This window comes from Marinimicrobium locisalis, assembly GCF_039822625.1.
Taxonomy (GTDB): Bacteria; Pseudomonadota; Gammaproteobacteria; order Pseudomonadales; family Cellvibrionaceae; genus Marinimicrobium; species Marinimicrobium locisalis.
Genome location: NZ_JBDLLG010000017.1, coordinates 98,340 through 117,489, shown reverse-complemented (window position 1 = coordinate 117,489; position 19,150 = coordinate 98,340). Strand labels below are relative to the sequence as shown.

The 19,150-nt window shown below is 61.0% G+C and carries 16 protein-coding genes; 13 read left to right on the top strand and 3 right to left on the bottom strand.

What is annotated here, in order from left to right; all coding sequences use genetic code 11:
- Positions 1-96: 96 nt before the first annotated feature.
- Both gnd and queG read right to left on the bottom strand, forming a co-directional pair.
- Positions 97-1,548: a decarboxylating NADP(+)-dependent phosphogluconate dehydrogenase gene (gene gnd / locus AAE514_RS12205; RefSeq protein ID WP_347331823.1), complete on the bottom strand. Its 1,452-nt coding sequence runs from the start codon at positions 1,546-1,548 to the stop codon at positions 97-99.
- 231 nt (positions 1,549-1,779) lie between these two features.
- On the bottom strand, positions 1,780-2,892 hold the full coding sequence (gene queG / locus AAE514_RS12200) for a tRNA epoxyqueuosine(34) reductase QueG (protein WP_347331822.1): 1,113 nt from the start codon (positions 2,890-2,892) through the stop codon (positions 1,780-1,782).
- A gap of 159 nt (positions 2,893-3,051) precedes the next feature.
- On the opposite strand from queG, the gene AAE514_RS12195 reads away from it, so the two are divergent.
- The 12 genes from AAE514_RS12195 (at position 3,052) to AAE514_RS12140 (ending at position 16,658) form a co-directional block, all read left to right on the top strand.
- Positions 3,052-4,572 carry an NAD(P)H-hydrate dehydratase gene (locus AAE514_RS12195; protein WP_347331821.1) on the top strand — a complete coding sequence of 507 codons (1,521 nt, stop codon included), beginning with the start codon at positions 3,052-3,054 and terminating at the stop codon, positions 4,570-4,572.
- Entirely contained in the window at positions 4,562-5,095 is a 534-nt protein-coding gene (tsaE, locus tag AAE514_RS12190; protein ID WP_347331820.1) for a tRNA (adenosine(37)-N6)-threonylcarbamoyltransferase complex ATPase subunit type 1 TsaE, read from the top strand. Before AAE514_RS12195 ends, tsaE begins: the two co-directional genes overlap by 11 nt.
- Before the next feature lie 28 nt (positions 5,096-5,123).
- Positions 5,124-6,464 (top strand): N-acetylmuramoyl-L-alanine amidase, encoded by a 1,341-nt coding sequence (locus AAE514_RS12185; protein ID WP_347331819.1) that lies wholly within the window; start codon positions 5,124-5,126, stop codon positions 6,462-6,464.
- Positions 6,465-6,548: 84 nt separating this feature from the next.
- A complete protein-coding gene (mutL, locus tag AAE514_RS12180) occupies positions 6,549-8,402 on the top strand; it encodes a DNA mismatch repair endonuclease MutL (RefSeq protein ID WP_347331818.1) in 1,854 nt (617 codons plus the stop codon).
- Between the two features lie 544 nt (positions 8,403-8,946).
- Positions 8,947-9,939, top strand: a complete 993-nt coding sequence (gene miaA / locus AAE514_RS12175) for a tRNA (adenosine(37)-N6)-dimethylallyltransferase MiaA (protein WP_347331817.1) — start codon at positions 8,947-8,949, stop codon at positions 9,937-9,939.
- Positions 9,940-10,050: 111 nt separating this feature from the next.
- The gene (hfq, locus tag AAE514_RS12170; RefSeq protein WP_027329358.1) at positions 10,051-10,311 is read left to right on the top strand and encodes an RNA chaperone Hfq; all 261 of its coding nucleotides are present in this window, start codon (positions 10,051-10,053) and stop codon (positions 10,309-10,311) included.
- A 21-nt stretch (positions 10,312-10,332) separates the two neighbouring features.
- Positions 10,333-11,649: a ribosome rescue GTPase HflX gene (gene hflX / locus AAE514_RS12165; RefSeq protein WP_347331816.1), complete on the top strand. Its 1,317-nt coding sequence runs from the start codon at positions 10,333-10,335 to the stop codon at positions 11,647-11,649.
- A 112-nt stretch (positions 11,650-11,761) separates the two neighbouring features.
- Positions 11,762-12,937 carry an FtsH protease activity modulator HflK gene (hflK, locus tag AAE514_RS12160; RefSeq protein ID WP_347331815.1) on the top strand — a complete coding sequence of 392 codons (1,176 nt, stop codon included), beginning with the start codon at positions 11,762-11,764 and terminating at the stop codon, positions 12,935-12,937.
- Positions 12,937-13,812, top strand: coding sequence for a protease modulator HflC (hflC, locus tag AAE514_RS12155; RefSeq protein ID WP_347331814.1), 876 nt, complete (start codon positions 12,937-12,939; stop codon positions 13,810-13,812). Before hflK ends, hflC begins: the two co-directional genes overlap by 1 nt.
- Positions 13,813-13,916: 104 nt before the next feature.
- Positions 13,917-14,102, top strand: a complete 186-nt coding sequence (locus AAE514_RS12150; RefSeq protein WP_347331813.1) for a DUF2065 domain-containing protein — start codon at positions 13,917-13,919, stop codon at positions 14,100-14,102.
- 41 nt (positions 14,103-14,143) lie between these two features.
- Positions 14,144-15,316, top strand: a complete 1,173-nt coding sequence (locus AAE514_RS12145) for an ATP phosphoribosyltransferase regulatory subunit (protein WP_347331812.1) — start codon at positions 14,144-14,146, stop codon at positions 15,314-15,316.
- Positions 15,317-15,362: 46 nt separating this feature from the next.
- The gene (locus tag AAE514_RS12140; RefSeq protein WP_347331811.1) at positions 15,363-16,658 is read left to right on the top strand and encodes an adenylosuccinate synthase; all 1,296 of its coding nucleotides are present in this window, start codon (positions 15,363-15,365) and stop codon (positions 16,656-16,658) included.
- 430 nt (positions 16,659-17,088) lie between these two features.
- Here AAE514_RS12140 and smpB read toward each other — a convergent pair whose 3' ends face one another.
- Positions 17,089-17,571, bottom strand: coding sequence for an SsrA-binding protein SmpB (gene smpB / locus AAE514_RS12135; RefSeq protein WP_347331810.1), 483 nt, complete (start codon positions 17,569-17,571; stop codon positions 17,089-17,091).
- A gap of 203 nt (positions 17,572-17,774) precedes the next feature.
- Here smpB and AAE514_RS12130 point away from each other — a divergent pair, with 203 nt between their 5' ends.
- Complete coding sequence (locus AAE514_RS12130; protein ID WP_347331809.1) at positions 17,775-19,133, top strand: sodium-dependent transporter; 1,359 nt, start codon at positions 17,775-17,777, stop codon at positions 19,131-19,133.
- Positions 19,134-19,150: the final 17 nt, after the last annotated feature.

The following is a 19,150-nucleotide window of genomic DNA, read 5'->3' as shown; positions in this document are numbered from 1 at the left end:
ACCTGTCCCTGACATCGAGCACTGAGACCTTGCAAACGGGGAGGAGACCATATACGGATAAGCCGGAAGGCGCATCCGCCACTCAATAGCCCGACCTTACACGTTATACGTGGAAGACGAGGTGTCCCCGCCGCGGCCGGTCCAGTTGGTGTGGAAGTGCTCACCCCGGGGCTTGTCTACACGCTCGTAGGTGTGGGCACCGAAGTAATCCCGCTGGGCCTGGAGCAGGTTCGCTGGCAGGCGTGCGCAGCGGTAGCCGTCGAAGTAGTTCAGGGCGGAAGTAATGGTCGGCGTCGGAATGCCGCTGCTGATGGCCGTGGCCGCAATCCGGCGCCAGCCATCCTGAGCCGCTTCGATCTTGCCTTTGAAGTAATCATCCAGCAGCAGGTTTTTCAGCTCGCCGTTTTTGTCGAACGCCTGCTTGATGTTGTCCAGGAAGCCCGAGCGGATGATGCAGCCGCCGCGCCACATCAGAGCGATGCCGCCGTAGTTCAGGTGCCAGCCGAATTCGCGGGCCGCCTCGCGCATCAAGGCATAGCCTTGGGCGTAGGAAATCATCTTGGCCGCGAGCAGGGCTTGGCGCAGGTCGTCCACAAAGGCTTTTTTGTCCCCTTCGAACTTCACCTTCGGGCCGCTCAGGACTTCGGAGGCTTCCACGCGCTCGTCTTTTTGGGCCGACAGGCAACGGGCAAATACGGCTTCACCGATCAGGGTCAGGGGAATGCCCATGTCCAGGGCAATAATGCCGGTCCACTTGCCGGTGCCCTTCTGGCCGGCTTTGTCCAAAATCTTTTCGACCAAGGGCTCGCCGTCTTCTTTGTAGGCCAGAATGTCGCGGGTGATTTCCACCAGGTAGCTGTTCAGCTCACCCTCGTTCCACTCGGCGAAGACTTCGTGCATCTCGTCGTGGCTCATGCCCAGCAGGTCCTTCATCAGCTGATAGGCTTCGCAGATCAACTGCATGTCGCCGTACTCGATGCCATTGTGCACCATTTTCACGAAGTGACCGGCACCTTGCTCACCCACCCAGTCACAGCAGGGGCTGCCGTCCTCGACTTTCGCGGAAATATCCTGAAAGATGGGTTTGACGTGCTCCCAGGCACTGGGGGAGCCGCCGGGCATGATCGACGGGCCGGTCAAAGCGCCCTCTTCACCGCCGGAAACGCCGGTGCCGATAAACAGCAGGCCCTTGCTTTCCAGGTACTCGGTGCGCCGGTTGGTGTCCGGGTAGTGGGTGTTGCCCCCATCGATAATGATGTCGCCCTTGTCCAGGTGCGGGATCAACTGCTCAATGAAATCGTCCACCGCCTGTCCGGCCTTGACCATCAACATGATCTTGCGGGGCTTGGCCAGAGACTCAACCAGTTCTTCTACGGAGTAAGCGCCGCGAATGGGTTGGCCTTGGGCCCGACCGTTAATAAACTTTTCCACTTTCTCGGTGGAGCGGTTGTACGCGGTCACGGTGTAGCCTTTACTGGCCATGTTCAGAATCAGGTTTTCGCCCATCACGGCGAGGCCCACCAGGCCGATATCGGATTTCTCTTTCATAGACTCTGCTACCTGTGTCTCGGGTTGATGTGGGTGATGTCCTTTGTCGGCGCTCGCGTTTGGCGGCGCACTTTATCGTTGGGAACGTCGTGCGGAACCGTGAATCTCTGCCCGTTCATACGCCGGAAAGGGAGAAAAGGTTCTCAAAAGGGTGCGTATTATTCACGTTTGTGACGCAAATTAACAGGGTAATCAGCTTAATTGTGGTGATAGTTATAAGCTAACTGCTTGTTATAACGGGCGTTTTCGACGGATTTTGCGCTTGCGGCGACGCCCCGGTTGGGCCTGTTGGGCGAGAGCCCAGTCGATATGTTCGCGCACCATTTCTGAGACCTGCGCACGCCGGTTCTCCAGGGCCTCGATAATGTCGGGGCTGGAGGGGGCGTTTCCCAGTCCCACCGCGAGGTTGCGCTGCCAGCGTTCATAGCCGGCCCGGCGCAGGGCGGAGCCCTCGGTGTGACGCAAGAACTCCTCTTCGGACCACTGGAACAGGCCCAGCAGGTCCCGGCTGTCCAGCCCGTGGCGGGGCTGAAAATCGTCCTCGGCGCTGTAGTGGGCGTATTTGTTCCAGGGGCAGATGGCTTGGCAGTCATCGCAGCCAAACACCCGGTTGCCCATGGGCTCGCGAAACTCCTCCGGAATCGGGCCCGGGTTTTCAATGGTCAAGTAGGAGATACAGCGCCGTGCGTCCAGTTCATAGGGGCGGGGAAAGGCGTCCGTGGGGCATACCTGCAGGCAGGCACTGCAGTCACCGCAGCGGTTGGGCTGCTCGGATTCGTCCACGGGTAGGGGCAGGTAGGTGAACAGTTCCCCCAGAAAAAACCAACTGCCCGCTTCGCTGTTAAGAATTAGCGTATGCTTGCCGGTCCAGCCCAGGCCGGCCTTGTCGGCGAGCGGGCGCTCCATCACCGGCGCGCTATCCACGAAGGGGCGTTGCTGGCCTTCCCGCAGCTCCGGAGGCAAGGCCGCTTCGATGGTTTTGGCGAGCTTGGCCAGGCGCTTGCGGATCAGCTTGTGGTAATCGCGCCCCAGGGCGTAGCGGGAAATATAGGCCTTGTTCGGGTCCTTGAGGATCTTGATCTGCTCGGTGTCTTCCGGCAAGTAGTCCAGGCGCACGGAAATGACCCGAATAGTGCCGGGGACCAGTTCCTCCGGCCGGGAGCGCTTGTTGCCGTGGGCTTCAAACCAGTCCATGGCGCCGTGGTAGCCTTTGGCCAGCCAGGCCTTCAGGTGGGCTTCCTCTTCGCGTAAGTCGGTGTCCGTAATGCCCACCTGCTGGAAGCCGAGCTCCCGGCCCCAGCGTTTGATATCGGCGGCAAGTTGTTGATAATCCACAGATGGCATAAGGACCTTAGTTCGGCGGCGTGCAGCTCGCGGGGAAAGCCTGACAAGCGTACCGCATCAGGGCCTGTTACTGCATTAGACGGTCATTACGATCGTCCCTAGAGTTCGCGTATAATTTTGCCAGAAATAGCGCTATTTATCTTTGGAGTTGAGAAATCTATGAAACTGACGTGCGCCGATGCTTCGGGCTTTCCCCGCGAGCTGTACACCGCCGAGCAGACCCGGGAGCTCGACCGTCGGGCGGTTGAGGCCGGCACTGCCGGTATTCAACTGATGAAGCGGGCCGGCCGCACCGCCTTTGAACAACTCCTTAACCGCTTTCCCGCCGCTGAGCGAATTACCGTGTACTGCGGTGCGGGGAACAACGCCGGGGACGGCTACGTGGTGGCGGCCCTCGCCGCCCAGCGGCGTGTGCCGGTGGCGGTGGTCACCGTAGGCGACCCAGAGAAGCTCAAGGGCGAGGCGGCTCGAGCCCGGGACTTTGCCCGGCAGGAAGGCGTTGAGTTTACGCCCCTGGGGGAGGCTCCGACCGAAGGTGTTCTGGTGGATGCCCTGCTGGGTACGGGTGTCAGCGGAGAGGTTCGCCCCCATTACGCGGAAGCCATTGAGCAGATCAACCAATCCGGCCTTCCGGTGCTTGCGATCGACTTGCCCTCCGGGCTGGCGGCCGATACCGGCTCGGAGCTCGGTTGCGCCGTCAAGGCGACAGTCACCGTGACCTTTATCGGCGCCAAGCGGGGGCTATTGACCGCCCGGGGCGCGGCGCTGTGCGGGGATTTGGTGTTTGCCCGCCTGGGCGTGCCCGATGCCGTCTACGAAGCGGTGCCAGCGGCGTGTCGGCGGCTGGCTCTGAACGATGTGCTGCCCGCCCTGGGACGGCGCGCGCCGGATGCCCACAAAGGGGATTTCGGGCACGTGATGGTCATCGGCGGCGATACCGGTTTTGGCGGCGCGGCCATTATGGCGGCCGAAGCGGCGGCCCGCGCCGGCGCGGGGCTGGTCAGTCTGGCCACCCGCCCCGAGCACGTGGCGCCCATGCTGACACGCCGCCCGGAAATCATGGTCTGTGGCGTGACCTCCGGCCAGGAGCTTGAGCCCTGGCTGGAGCGCCCCACGGTCCTGGTGGTGGGGCCGGGGTTGGGGCAGTCCCCCTGGTCCGAGCAAATGTTGCAGCAGGCGTTGCAGTCCGGCTTGCCGCTGGTGGTCGACGCCGATGCCCTGAATTTGCTGGCGGCGCAAAAACCCGCTGGGAAAGCGCGGGATAATTGGATACTGACACCTCACCCGGGCGAGGCGGCGCGGTTGCTGCAAACCCAAACCGCCGAAGTGCAGCGCGATCGGTTCGCGGCGGTACACCAGCTTCAGCAACGCTACGGCGGCGCCGCTATCCTCAAGGGCGCCGGGTCCCTGGTGTGCTCCGAGCCGAACCGCACGGGCCTGGTGGCCGCAGGGAATCCCGGCATGGCCTCCGGCGGTATGGGCGATGTCCTGTCCGGCTTGCTGGGGGGCTTGGTGGCCCAAGGGCTGAGCGTGGGCGTCGCGGCGGAGCTGGGAGCCTGCCTGCACGCCGAGGCCGCCGACCTGGCGGTGGGCGACTGGGGCGAGCGCAGCCTGTTGGCCGCTGACCTAATTCCGGCTTTCTCTCAACTGTTGTCATTGGAGGGTGGGGATGATCGCTGAGTCCGGGCTCTCTGCCTTCTTGTCGAACGAGGCGGATACCCTGGCTCTGGGCGAGAGCCTGGGTCGTTCGCTGTCCGGCGCCGGTGAGGGGTTGGTGTTGTTCCTGGAGGGGGATCTGGGCGCGGGCAAAACCACTTTTTGTCGCGGTCTTTTGCGCGGTGCCGGGCATTCAGGCGCCGTTAAGAGCCCCACGTATACGCTGGTTGAGCCCTATGAGCTGGGGCGGCTCACTGTGAATCATTTTGATCTTTATCGCCTGGGAGACCCGGAAGAGCTGGAATATATGGGCATTCGGGATTATTTTAGGCCTAGTGACGTCTGCATCATTGAGTGGCCTGAGCGAGGGCAGGGGGTATTGCCGGCTCCCGATTTGCGACTGAGATTGACCGCGGAGGCCAGTGGGCGAAGGGCCATATTGACGGCGGGTACTTCAAAAGGGGCTCGTCAGTTGAACCTCTTGGCGCTTCCAGACTCTTTGGAGACGCGGTTCTTGGCGCCGTCAGCAGACGGCCACTGGCAGTAACACTAACCGGATTGTAGTGAGGAAGGCTTTGAGTTTCAGGTCCCGACACAACTGGCTTCTAAAGGGGCTGGCGTTGCTGTGGCTGCTGGGGGCGACCCTGGTACAGGCCGCCGACGTCGACAGCGTCCGGCTGTGGCGAGCCCCGGATCACACCCGTCTGGTGTTTGATCTGAGCGCCCCGGTCGAGCACAAGCTGTTTACGCTTTCCTCTCCGACCCGGGTGGTCGTGGACGTGGCGGACACGCGCCTGAAAGACAGCCTGGACGATCTCGCCCTGGAGGATACCCCCATCCGCCGCGTGCGTAGCGCTCACCGTCAGGACGGCACCCTTCGGGTGGTGTTTGACCTGAAAACCTCCGTCCGCCCGAAAAGCTTCCTGCTAAAGCGTCACGCCGGCGTCAATGATCGGCTGGTCATCGATTTACACGATCGGGGGAAAAGCCGAGCCGAAGCCTTGGCGGATAAGACCCCCGAAAGCCCCGCCGGGGAGCGCGATGTCATTATTGCCGTGGACGCGGGCCATGGCGGGGAAGATCCGGGAGCAATCGGCCCCGGCAAGCTCTATGAAAAGAACGTGGTGTTCGACATCAGCAAACGCCTCGTTAAGCAACTAAATGCCGTGCCCGGCTACGAAGCCAAGCTAGTGCGCACCGGGGACTATTACGTGGCCCTGCGCGAGCGGCGCAATATCGCGCGCAAAATGCAGGCCGACCTGTTTGTCTCCGTCCACGCCGATGCCTTTACCCATCCTTCGGCCAACGGCAGTTCGGTCTTCGCTCTGTCCCGCAGCGGCGCCACCAGTGAAACCGCCCGCTTTTTGGCCGAGCGGGAAAACGAAGCGGACTTGATCGGCGGTGTCGGCAGCGTCAGCTTGGAGGATAAAGACGAGGTGCTGGCCGGTGTCCTGGTGGATTTGTCCATGACCGCGACGCTCAACTCCAGCCTCACCGTGGGCAAAGACGTGCTCTCATCCATGGGCGGCATCTCCCGGCTGCACAAACCCCAGGTGGAGCAGGCCGGGTTTGCGGTATTGAAGTCACCGGATGTACCCTCGATTCTGGTGGAGACCGGGTTTATCTCCAACCCTTCCGAGGCCCGCAAGCTCGCCACCGCCCAGTACCGGGAGCAAATGGCTTCCAGTATTGGAAAGGGTATTCGCGACTATTTCGAGCGCCAACCTCCGGCGGGCACCTACCTGGCTCGGCATCAGAGTCGCGGCGGCTCTGATGAGTACACCATCGGTCGGGGCGATACTTTGAGCGCCATCGCTCGGCGCCACAATGTGAGTGTGGACGCCATACAGCGCGAGAACGACCTGGATGGCCACGTCATCCAAGTCGGCCAGGTGCTAAAAATTCCTTCGAGCTAGTTTAGTGGTCCATGCGGCTAATTCTGTAACACTCAGCCTCTTTGCCCTTGAAGGGGCACGGGGGCACAACGCTATTGGAAATGCATGACTAAAATTCAATTACTCAACCCCCGACTGGCCAACCAGATTGCTGCCGGTGAGGTGGTCGAGCGGCCCTCCTCGGTGATCAAAGAGCTGTTGGAAAACAGCTTGGATGCCGGGGCGAGCCGAGTCGAAATCGATGTGGAAGACGGCGGCATCAAGCTGATGCGGGTGCGCGACAATGGCGGCGGAATCGCCAAGGACGACTTGCCTCTCTCCCTCAGTCGGCACGCCACCAGCAAAATACGCGAACTGGATGACCTGGAGGCGGTGTCCACCCTGGGGTTTCGGGGCGAGGCGCTGGCCAGTATCAGCTCCGTGGCTCGCCTGGCGCTGACCAGTAACACCAACGATGAAGGCGCGGCCTGGCAGGTGTCCGCCGAGGGGCGGGACATGCAGGCCGAACTCGCGCCGGCGGCCCATCCCAAAGGCACCACCGTGGAAGTGCGGGATCTGTTCTTTAACACCCCCGCGCGCCGCAAGTTTCTGCGCACGGAGAAAACCGAGTACAACCACCTGGACGATGTCATCAAGCGCCAGGCCCTGTCCCGTTTTGATGTGGGCTTCACCCTGCGCAACAACGGCCGCGCGGTCTACAGCTGGCGGGCGGCGCAGACCCAACTTGAGTGTGAGCGCCGCGTGGCCCAAGTGTGCGGCCCAGCGTTTATGGAGCAGGCGCTGCACATTGATATGGAGCGCTCCGGCCTGAGGCTTTGGGGGTGGGTGGCCCAGCCGAGCTTCAACCGTAGCCAGGCCGACCTTCAGCACTTTTACGTCAACGGCCGGGCCATTCGGGACAAGTTGGTGGGCCACGCCGTGCGCCAGGCTTATCAGGACGTGCTCTACCACGGCCGCCATCCGGCCTTTGTGCTCTACCTGGAGGTAGACCCCGCCACGGTGGATGTGAATGTGCACCCCACCAAACACGAGGTCCGCTTCCGAGACAACCGGCGAGTGCACGACTTTATTTTCAGCAGCCTGCACCACGCTCTGGCCAAGGTCCGCCCCGGGGATCAGTTTGAGCCGGAGGAGCGCACCGCCGAGCCCGCCCTCAGCGGCGCGGCGGCCGGGGAGTTTCAGCAGGCCCCCATGGGGCTGTCTTCCGGGGGCGGCGGCCCGTCGGGCTTTGGGGGCTACCGCCCACCGGGCTCGGGCGCCCCGGGAAACGTCGCCGAGCAGATGCGCCATTACGGCAGCCTGCATCAGCCCTACGGCGGCCCGGCCGGCGCCCCGCCTCAGCCCCAGCCAATGCCGGAGTCCGAGGACGGGGAGGTGCCGCCGTTGGGTTTTGCGGTGGCGCAGTTAAAGGGAATTTATATCCTGGCAGAGAATGCTCAGGGCCTGATTATTGTGGATATGCACGCGGCCCATGAGCGTATTACCTATGAGCGGATGAAGACGGCTTACGCCGAGGGCGGTATTCAGACTCAGCCGCTGTTGGTGCCGGAGAGTATTGCGGTCAGTCAGAAAGAGGCGGATTGCGCGGAGCAAAATGCGGAGACGTTCACGCAGTTGGGCTTTGAGGTGCAACGGGCGGGCCCGGAAAGTCTGTTGGTGCGCCAGGTGCCAGCGCTGCTAAACCGCGCCCCGGTGGCGCAGTTGGTGCGGGATGTGTTGTCGGATTTGATTGAGTACGGCAGCAGTGAGCGGATTCAGCAGCGGATAAATGAGTTGCTCTCGACCATGGCCTGCCACGGGTCTGTCCGCGCCAACCGCCGCCTGACGATTCCGGAGATGAATGCATTACTGCGCGACATGGAGGCGACCGAACGCAGCGGCCAATGCAACCACGGCCGCCCGACTTGGACTCTGCAGTCGTTGGATGAGCTCGACAAACTGTTTATGCGCGGGCAGTAAGAGTGTGTGTTTTGGGTCCGGTCGGGGTTGGGGTATGGCCTTCCGGGACACGCCGTAAACCCATGACGTGAAGGGATTCACTAATGCCGCGATGGCATGGATGCCATGGAGCGGCCCCTGGGGGCTCGAATCGCGGGTCCCCCGCTCCACGGTCCCGGAAGGCCATATCCCAGCCCCGACCTCAGTGCCATATTTAACCCTTTGAGGCGATCCGCTCTGAGGTATTGAGGTGGCGTAGGGTAGGTAAGCGAAGCGCCACCTACCGACACAAGGCCGTGAACTTGGGAGGTGTTCGGGGGTATTACACTGACCGCCCTCCGTGTGGCTGCCGGACCTTTGTGCCGGATGCGCTTGGCGCTTATCCAGCCTACGGACGGTCAAATTTGCCACTGAGGGCCGGGGAGGGAGCACCCCCTCGGGACTCTCTGAGGCATGGATGCCGATGAGAAGCCTACAGGGATGTATTCACGGCGGGTCCCGAGGGGGTGCTCCCTCCCCGGCCCGGACTTTCTACAAGGCCACTAAACCATAACGACGAACTCCGATGACCAGCCAAAAGAAAGTAATATTCCTGATGGGCCCCACCGCCTCCGGCAAAACCGCCCTGGCGATCGAGCTGCGCAAACACCTCCCGGTTGAGCTTATCAGCGTCGACTCCACCCTCGTGTACAAAGGCATGGACATCGGTACCGCCAAACCCGGCCCCGACGAACTGGCCCAGGCCCCACACCGGCTCATCGATATCCGCGACCCCGCCGCCCCCTACTCAGCCGCCGACTTCCGGGCCGACGCCGAGCGCGAAATCGCCGACATCCACGCCGCCGGGCGAATCCCCCTGCTCGTAGGCGGCACCATGCTCTACTACAAAGCCCTGCTCGACGGTCTGGCCCCCATGCCCGAAGCCGACCCGGCCATTCGCGCCGAAATCGAAGCCCAGGCCGCTGAGCACGGCTGGCCCTATATTCATGCCCAGTTGGCGGACGTGGACCCCGAGGCCGCCGCCGACATCCACCCCAACCACTCCCAGCGACTTTCCCGCGCCCTGGAAGTGTACCGGGCCAGCGGCAAAACCATGTCCGAGCTGCGTCGTATTCAACAGGCCGAAGCGGGGCCGGCCTTTGCCGAGCGGTTCGACCTAAGCCAAATCGCCATTGCCCCCCGTGATCGGCGCATCCTCCACCAGCGTATAGCCCTAAGGTTTGACCAAATGCTGGAACAGGGGCTGATTGACGAGGTCAAAAGGCTCCGAGCGCGCGGTGATCTTAACCCGACGCTACCCGCGATACGGGCAGTGGGCTATCGGCAAGTCTGGGCTTATCTGGACGGGCTGGACGGTAAAGGCCCCGCCATGAGTGTGGATGAGCTGAAGGAAAAAGGGATTATCGCGACTCGACAGCTGGCAAAACGGCAAGTGACCTGGCTCAGAGGCTGGCCCTCGCTTAGGTGGATTTACACGCAGCGCGAAGCAGGGGAAGACACGAACTTGCAAGAAATTGTAAAGAATACCTTGAATTATATAGGTGCTGAGACCATATAATAGCGGTGTGAGAATCCTAGTCAGTTTTTCATGTTCTTGTGGCCGCCCCCTTTTCCGGAACGCGGGAGAGACTTAGGCGAATAAATTTCTATCTCGATAAGGAGAATAACCATGTCAAAAGGGCATAGTTTACAAGACCCTTACCTGAACGTCCTGCGTAAAGAGCGTGTGCCCGTGTCCATTTATTTGGTCAACGGCATTAAGCTGCAGGGTCAGGTTGAATCGTTTGACCAGTTTGTGGTCTTGCTAAAGAACACCGTCAGCCAGATGGTGTACAAGCACGCTATTTCCACCGTCGTGCCGTCCCGCGCTGTTCGTGTGCCTCTGCTGAACCCAGCGGAAGGTGAAGGCGAGGAAACGCCGGCCGAGTAATTTTGCCGCTGAGGTAACTACTTGTTTTTTGATCGTCCCGATTCCGGTGAGCTAGCGGTGCTGGTTCACCTGGAACTCTCCCACGGCCAGGCGCCGGAAGACCCCCGAGAATTTGAAGAGCTAGTCCTGTCCGCAGGCGGCGACCCCATTGCACTTGTGGGTGGTCAGCGCGCGGCGCCCCACGCCAAGTACTTTGTCGGTACCGGTAAGCTTGAAGAGCTGCAGGCCGTGGTTAAGGAACATCAGGCGCAACTGGTCATCTTCAACCACACCCTCTCTCCGAGTCAGGAGCGCAACCTTGAGCGGGCGCTTGAATGCCGGGTGCTGGACCGCACAGGCCTGATTCTGGACATTTTCGCCCAGCGGGCCCGCACTTTCGAAGGCAAACTCCAGGTCGAGCTGGCCCAGCTTCGGCATATGTCCACCCGCCTGGTGCGGGGCTGGACCCACCTTGAGCGCCAAAAAGGCGGTATTGGCCTGCGCGGCCCGGGCGAAACCCAGCTGGAAACGGACCGCCGCCTGCTCAGAGGGCGGATCACCGCCATTGAGAAACGCCTGGCCAAGGTCCGAACCCAGCGCGATCAAGGGCGCAGGTCCCGCCAGCGGGCGGATATTCCCACGGTATCCCTGGTGGGGTACACCAACGCCGGTAAGTCCACCCTTTTCAACCGGATTACCGATGCCGACGTCTATGTGGAAAACCAGCTCTTCGCCACCCTGGACCCGACCATGCGCCGGCTGGAAGTGCCGGATGTGGGAGCCTTGATTCTTGCCGATACCGTGGGCTTTATCAGCCACCTGCCCCACAAACTGGTCCAGGCCTTTCGAGCGACATTGGAAGAGGCCAGCAACTCGAGCCTCTTGCTGCACGTTATTGATGCCGCCGCCGAAGAACGGATTCACAATATAGACCAGGTGGAAGAGGTGCTGGGAGAAATCGGCGCCGCCGAGCTGCCCGAGCTTCGGGTGTTCAACAAAATTGATCTTCTCGGCATGGAGCCACGTATCGACCGGGACGACCACGGCAAGCCCGTGGCCGTGTGGCTCTCCGCTCAGACCGGGGAGGGTGTCGACCTGTTGGTGGAAGCCATCTCGGACGCTCTTGGGCGGGAGATGGTCTCCGGGGTTCTGCGCCTGAAGCCCGAACAGGGGCGTTTGCGCGCCCGGCTGTACCAGCAGCAGGCCGTGGCGGAAGAGGCCCACTGCGATGACGGTGCCAGCGAGCTTCAGGTGCGCCTGCCCAAAAGCGATCTCATGAGAATTCTCAGTGCCGAAGACCTAACCTCTGAGCAGCTCGATTGGGTCGATAAAGACGGTTCGGGTCGAATTGCCTGTTAGAGCGGGCATGGCTTTTGATAGAATCCCGCGATTGGCGGCCGAAGGCGGCCGCGCCGATTTCTGATGCCGGGCACTCGGCCCGGATTTTCACTTATATTGACGGAGACAGAATATGGCCTGGAATGAACCGGGAGGCGGGGGCAAAGACCCCTGGGGCGGCGGCAATGGTGGCCCGCCCGACTTGGACGAGGCCTGGAAGAAGTTCCGGGATCGCCTGAACGGCCTCTTCGGCGGCTCCGGCGGCGGTGGTGACAATCAAGGCGGCGGGCTCGGTAGCGCCTTGCCCCTGATCGGCATTGTGCTGCTGGTCGCCGCGGCTATTTATTTTGTGTTGGGTTTTTACATGGTCGACGCCCGGGAGCGGGCCGTGGTCTTGCGCTTTGGTGCCTTCCAGGAGATCAAGGACCAGGGCCTGCACTGGAACGCCCCCCTGATCACCACGGTGTTTGTCGAAAACGTCACCCAGGAGCGCCAATACCCTACCCAAGGGCTGATGCTCACTCAGGATGAAAGCATCGTTGAGCTGCCCATTACGGTGCAGTACAACGTGAATGATGTGAAAGCCTATGTGCTCAATGTGAAAGCACCGGAAAACAGCCTTCGTCAGGCGGCCGACAGTGCATTGCGCCACGTGGTTGGTTCCAGTGAAATCGATCAGGTGCTCTCCGGCGGCCGCCAGGAGATTGCCAGAGAGGTTCAGGAGCGGCTGCAGAACTACCTGGACAGCTATGGGACCGGTATTGCCGTCAGAGAGGTCAATATTCAGGAGGCTCGGCCACCGGAAGAAGTTCGCGGCGCCTTTGATGACGTGATCAAAGCCAAAGAGGACGAAGAGCGCCTGAAAAATGAAGCTCAGGCCTATGCCAACTCGGTGATTCCCGAAGCTCGCGGCCAGGCTCAGCGGCGAATCGAAGAAGCCGAAGCTTACCGGTCGCGCGTCGTGGCCGAGGCCGAAGGTGAATCGAAGCGTTTCGAGCTGCTGATGGCGGAATTCGAAAAATCGCCCGAAGTGACCCGTCGCCGTCTGTATATCGATGCGGTAGAGCAGGTGCTCAGCAAAGCCAGTAAAGTCATGGTCGATGTCGAAGGCGGCAACAACATGATGTACTTGCCGCTGGACAGACTGCAGCGCAACACGTCGGGAGACAACACCGGCGGCCAAACGGGGAATGCCGGCAGCGGCATGACCCCCGAAATGCTCAGAGAAGTGACCGAGCAGGTGGGGCGTGAACTGAATCGCCGCTCCGTCACTACCAGTCGCAACACCGGCCGGGGGGATCTTCGCTAATGTCCAATAAAGGTTTACTCGCCCTTATTCTGTTGGGTGTGGTCGTCCTGGTGGGCGCCAACACGTTTTACATCGTGAATGAATACGAGCGCGCTGTGGTGCTGCGTTTCGGGGCCCTCGTTAACCCGGATGTCGAGCCGGGCGTGCACATCAAGATTCCGTTTGCCGACAAGGTGCGGGTATTTGACGGACGCATTCTGACCTCCGATGCCAGCCCGGAAAGCTACTACACCGTTGAGAATAAGCGGCTGATTGTAGATTCATATGCCAAGTGGCGCATCAAGGATGTGGAAATGTACTACAAGGCCACCGGTGGCCAGGAAGTGGTGGCCGATAACCGCCTCGCCTCCCGTATTGCGGACGGTCTTCGCAACGAAGTGGGGCGTCGTACGCTGCATGAGGTGGTCTCCGGCGAGCGGGATAAGCTGATGGAGGATCTGACCCGTGACATGACCAAGACAGCCATGGAAGTGCTGGGTGTTGAGGTGATCGACATTCGGGTCAAGCGAATCGATCTGCCGGAGGACGTCAGTGAGTCTGTCTTTGACCGTATGGCTGCGGACCGGGAGAAAGAAGCGCGGGAGTACCGGGCGACCGGGCGCGAGCAGGCCGAAGTGATCCGGGCAGACGCCGATCGTCAGAGAACGGTTCTTTTGGCCAACGCCTATCGGGACGCGGAGCTGTTGCGCGGTGACGGTGATGCCCGGGCGGCCGCCATTTTCGCTGACGCCTTCAACCAGAACCCGGAGTTTTTCGCCTTCGTCCGTAGTCTGGAAGCCTACAAGAAGTCGTTCAACTCCGGCAGCGATCTGATGGTAGTGGACCCCAGCAGCGACTTCTTCGAGTACCTCAAGAACGCCGAGGGTCAAAAATAGCACAGTGGCGGGCACCATTTGCCCGCAAAAAGTGCTAAAATCCCGCCGCCGGGCGCGTTGTGCGCCCGGTTTTTTGTGTCCGGTTCGGTCAACGAGGGGCCGCCATGTGGGACGATCTCGCGCGCGCCTTCTGCCTGATGCTGGTCATCGAAGGCATTATTCCGTTTTTATACCCTCAGCGCTGGCGCCAACTGGTGGCGAGTCTGGCGCTGGTGGACGACCGCCGGCTTCGAATAATGGGGCTGGTGAGTATGCTGATTGGCGCGGGCCTGTTGCTCGCTCTGCGCTGACCGGCCCGATGCGCTGAATCCAACAACTGTTCGAGTCTGTTATGACCTATGCTGACCGCTGGCTCCTGCCCGACGGTGTTGAAGAAATTCTGCCCGCCGAGGCGGAAGCCATAGAACAACTGCGTCGTCGCCTCGTGGATCTATACCAGACCTGGGGCTACGACCTGGTCATCCCGCCGTTGCTGGAGTTTACCGATTCGCTGCTCATCGGCCTGGGCCGGGACGTGGATCTGCTGACCTTTAAGGTCACCGACCAGCTCACCGGCCGTACCCTGGGCATCCGAGCCGATATTACGCCCCAAACCGCGCGAATGGACGCCCACAGCCTAAACCGGCAAGGGGCCAACCGCCTCTGCTATGCCGGCCACGTGGTGCACGCCCGCCCCAAAAACCCCCTCGCCACCCGCACCCCGATCCAGGCGGGCGTGGAGTTCTTCGGTGAGCCGGGCAACCGGGCGGATGTGGAAGTGGTGTCGCTGTTGCTCGAATCGCTCAAATTGGCCGGGTTGTCCCAACAGCACATTGACTTGGGCCATGTGGGCATCTATCGAGCCCTGGCCGAAGCGGCGGAACTGAGCCAGGAGCAGGAAGACAGTTTCTTCGACTTGCTCCAGCGCAAGGCGGTGACGGAAATCCGTGCCTGGGTTGAGGTGAACCTGAAAGGCTCTCCCTTGGCACCCGTTTTCCTCGAGCTGCCCTCCTTGGCCGGGGATCGGTCGGTGCTTACCCGGGCCCGGGAGTGTTTCGCTCAGTGTCCGGCCGCTGCGCGCGAGGCGATTGATCAACTGGAACAGGTCGCTGAGGTCATTGAGACCCGATACCCGCACGCCGAACTCTACTTTGATTTGGGCGAGCTGCGCGGCTACCACTACCTCACTGGTCTGGTATTTGCCGCCTTTGCGCCGGGTTACGGGAACCCCATCGCCAGTGGTGGCCGTTACGATCACATTGGCGAAGTATTCGGCCGCTCCCGTCCGGCGACCGGCTTTGCCGTGGACATTACCGCGCTGAACAAGCTTGGCCTGATCAAGGCCGTGCCGCCCACCGCCATCTGGGCGGTTGAAACGGACGCGGCGGCTCAGTGGGACGCCATCCAGGCCCTGCGAGCCCAGGGCGAGCGAGTGGTCTGCGGGGCGCAATCCGAACCGCCCCCGGGCTGTGATCGTCAGTTGGTTCTGAAAGGCGGACGTTATCAGGTTATTTCCCTGGCCTGATGGCCGGGGAGCACATTTCATCAAGCTACAAAACGAGTTGCACAACATGGGTAAGAACGTCGTAATCTTGGGCACCCAGTGGGGTGACGAAGGCAAGGGTAAAATCGTCGACCTGCTGACCGATCAGGTGTCGCTGGTGGCCCGTTTCCAGGGCGGGCACAATGCCGGCCATACCCTGGTGATCGACGGTAAAAAAACGGTCTTGCATCTGATTCCCTCCGGCGTATTGCGCGCTGGGGTCACCTGCTTGATCGGGAACGGTGTTGTGCTCTCTCCCGAGGCGCTGTTCAAGGAGATCGCCGAACTGGAAGCCAAGGATGTGCCCGTGCGCGAGCGCTTGCGCCTGTCTCCAGCCTGCCCGTTGATTCTCCCCTACCATATTGCCCTGGACCAAGCCCGGGAAACCGCCCGCGGCAATGCCAAGATCGGCACCACCGGCCGGGGCATCGGCCCGGCCTACGAAGACAAGGTGGCCCGTCGAGGCCTGCGTCTGGGCGACCTGCTGCACATGGATCGCTTCGCCATCAAACTTAAGGAGGTGATGGAGTATCACAACTTTATGCTGGCGCAGTACTACGGCGTCGATGCGGTTGATTACCAGCAGGTACTCGACACCTGTAAAGCCTGGGCGGAAGAACTGCGCCCGATGATTGCCGATGTGACCGAACTGCTTCACGATGCGCGCGAGCGCGGTGAAGGCATCCTGTTTGAAGGGGCCCAGGGCTCCTTGCTGGACATCGACCACGGCACTTACCCGTTTGTGACCTCCTCCAATACTACCGCTGGCGGCACCGCCACCGGTTCGGGTTTTGGCCCCATGTATCTCGATTACGTGCTGGGTATTACCAAGGCCTACACCACCCGCGTGGGCTCCGGCCCCTTCCCGACGGAGCTGGACTGTGACGTGGGTCAGCACTTGGGCGTAAAGGGCCATGAGTTTGGCGCGACCACCGGCCGCAAGCGCCGCTGCGGCTGGCTCGATGCGGTGGCGTTGCATCATGTGAACCGAATTAACAGTGTCACCGGTTTGTGTCTGACGAAGTTGGATGTGCTGGATGGGCTGGATGAGGTTCAGATCTGTGTGGACTATCAGGATGAGCACGGCAATTCGATCGGTATGCCGTTTGATGCGGAAGGCTGGGAGGCGGTCAGGCCGGTGTATGAGACCTTGCCGGGTTGGAAGGAGTCCACTGTCGGCGCCAAGTCCCTGGACGAGCTGCCGGAGAATGCCCGCGCTTACATCCGCCGTCTGGAAGAGTTGCTGAAAACCCCGGTCGACATCATCTCCACCGGTCCCGACCGCGTCGAAACCATCGTCCTGCGGCATCCGTTCTCGGCTTAATTGAAATTGAAGGGTGGCAGGCTTGGACCCTTCAGAGCGGGTTCTCCATGGAGCCCGGGCCCGCCATCGGGTACCCTGTTCTCAAAACACATGAATCCATCCCTGGAGCTCCCTCACTTCTTCCCTGAAGTGAGGGCTTGAGAACAGGGTCCCCGATACCGTGCCCTCCGAGGTGTCTTCACGTTTTGTGGCACCGAACTGCCTCTATGGATGGCGGATGCGGCCGTTGGCCTTATTCGCCCTACGAGAGCTTGGTGTACAAATTTACCACTGAGGGGCCGATGCCGGGTGTTCCCTTCTGAAACCCTCACTTCAGGGACGAAGTGAGGGAGCTACAGGGACGTATTCATCGCGTTTTCAGAAGGGAACACCCGGTAGCGGCACCGGGCTTTCTGGAGGGTAGGTAGTGATTGGAGAGGATTAGATAAGCTTACTTGTTCTGCTCCTTCATAATCGCCCGCTTCTGGCGATTCCAATCGCGCGCCTTCTCCGTCTCACGCTTATCGTGCTGCTGCTTACCCTTACCCAGAGCCACCTTGCACTTAACCAAATGCTTCTTCCAATACAGCGCCGTCGCCACCACCGTATAACCCTTCTGCTCCGCCGCCTGCTGGTACTTCGCAATCTCCTTACTCTTCATCAACAGCTTGCGCGTGCGCGTCGGATCCGTGACATAATGCGTCGACACCGTCGGCAGCGGGGTAATATGAGCCCCCAGCAGCCAAGCCTCGCCATTTTTGAACAACACATACGAATCCGTCAGCTGCACCTTGCCTTGGCGCAGACTCTTCACCTCCCACCCTTGAAGTGACAGCCCAGCTTCCAACTGGTCCTGCAAAGCGAAATCAAACTTCGCCTTCTTATTCAAAGCAATCGTATTGCTATTGGATTTGTTGCCCTTCTTCTTGCTCATGAAAATGATCAACCTTACTCGGCGCGTGAGTGTGCGACGGGCATTATAAAGGCTCAGTGGGCTCCCTGTCTGCCCGGGTAAGGGTAGGAACCCTGCACAATCAGCACAATTGCCGTTACAATGCCGCTTTTGTGCCTGCTATTTGTGCCCTCCGAGACACTCTTGCTCGGGGCGCGCCACAGCTGGAAGCGCGGAGCTATACCGTGGATCGAATAAAACAACACGCCATTTGGGGCCACAAAGGGACCTTCGTGCTTGCCGCCACCGGCTCGGCGGTAGGGCTCGGCAACATCTGGAAGTTTCCCTATATCACCGGCGAAAACGGTGGGGGCGCTTTTGTACTCATGTACCTGGTGTTTATCGCCCTGATCGGCGTACCGGTGATGATCGCGGAGGTCTTGCTCGGGCGCCATGGGCGGGCCAACCCCGTGGGCGCGGTGGCGAAAATGGCGCGTCAAAGCCACGTCTCCCCACTCTGGGGCGCCATCGGGTGGAGCGGAGTTCTCGCTGCTTTCCTGATTTTATCGTTCTACAGCGTCGTGGCCGGTTGGGCGCTCGACTACATGAGCACCGCCATCCAGGGCGGCTTCTCCGGGTGGAGCGGAGAGGCGGCCAGCACCGCGTTTGATGAGCTGCTGGCCAACCCGCTGCGGCTGATGCTCTGGCAGACGCTCTTTATCGGTATGACGGTAATGGTGGTGGTCTTTGGCGTGACCAAAGGCCTGGAAACCGCCGTTCGGGTCTTGATGCCGCTGTTGTTTGTGCTGTTGCTGCTGTTGTTGGGGTATGCCGCCGTGGCGGGAGAGTTTGTGCAAGGTTTGCGGTTTATGTTCAGCTTCAATCCGGCGGACCTGTCCTGGAAGGCGGCCTCGGTGGCCCTCGGGCACGCCTTTTTTACCCTGAGCCTGGCCATGGGGGCGATTATGGCGTATGGCTCTTACATGCCGGGGAAGACCTCCATAGGGAAGATGGTGCTGACCGTCGCGGCCCTGGACACACTCGTGGCGTTGGTGGCGGGCCTGGCCATGTTCCCCATCGTGTTTGCCACCGCCGGTATATCGCCGGGCGAGGGACCTGGATTGATGTTTGTCAGCCTTCCGGTGGCGTTTGGCAACATGCCCGCCGGGGTTCTGTTTGGAGCGGCCTTTTTCATTTTGGTCACTCTGGCGGCTTGGAGTTCGACCATTTCCTTGCTGGAGCCCTGTGTCGCCTACGTGACCGAGCGTTTCGGGGTAGGGCGGGTGAAGGCCAACATGGTCATCGCCGGATCGGCCTGGTTGCTGGGCATCGGCTCGGTGCTGTCGTTCAACCGTTGGGCGGAGTTCAGTGGCTTGTTCGGCATGAACATTTTTGATTTTCTCGATTTCTTCACGCAGCGGGTGATGCTGCCGCTTGGCGGACTACTTATGGCCCTTTTTGTGGGCTGGGTGGCCAAGCGCGAGCTGCTGCGTCATGAGCTGCGCCAAGAGAGCGACAGCCAGTTCAGACTGTGGCTGGCGCTGCTAAGGTACCTTTGTCCGCCGGCGCTGCTGGTGATCCTCCTGGCCGGTATTCTGGCTTAAACATAACGGGAGAGTGT